This is a genomic window from Pedococcus sp. P1_H8 (genome assembly GCF_056405175.1).
The window spans coordinates 1-480 of record NZ_JBFUCP010000186.1; the positions used below are offsets into that span (position 1 = coordinate 1).

Genomic DNA, 480 nt, shown 5'->3' on the forward strand with positions numbered 1-480 from the left:
CGGAATCCATGGATTTCGCTGTCGGTGCGGGATCGCTGTCTGCCGGACCTGGCGGCTACCAGGGACTCCTCGTGCCGCACGGAGGCGAAGAGTCACGCCGCCGCCGAATTTCGGTTAGCGCCCCTTGCAAGAATTCAGATCGCATCGGGCTGGGTGCCGCTTTGCGCTCTGACCCCACGGTGGCGGGCAAAGCCGGCAGTCGCCCCGAGCACGACGACCACCACTCCGATCACCACGGTGAAGACCGTCGGAGTCGGGTTGAAGTTCCTCCACCATGCGATAGCCATACCCGCCCCGATGCTCAGGGCTGCTCCCACCGGAAGAAGTACGGAGAGCCACCGAACCGTCGACGATGCCTGAGGATCGTGACGAAGCGCGATCCACACAAACAGCAGGGCGCACAGATAAGCAAAGAGGCCTGACGACGCGTACAAGGGCAGGACGAATGGCCCCAGATCGATGGTCGGACGACCCGAGAAC

General features: G+C 63.5%; 1 protein-coding gene. It reads right to left on the reverse strand.

Annotated features, from left to right (window positions below; translation table 11 throughout):
- Positions 1 to 134: 134 nt before the first annotated feature.
- Positions 135 to 480: hypothetical protein (locus tag AC1DYG_RS19515; RefSeq protein WP_477641508.1), on the reverse strand; the 346-nt coding region annotated here is incomplete at its 5' end.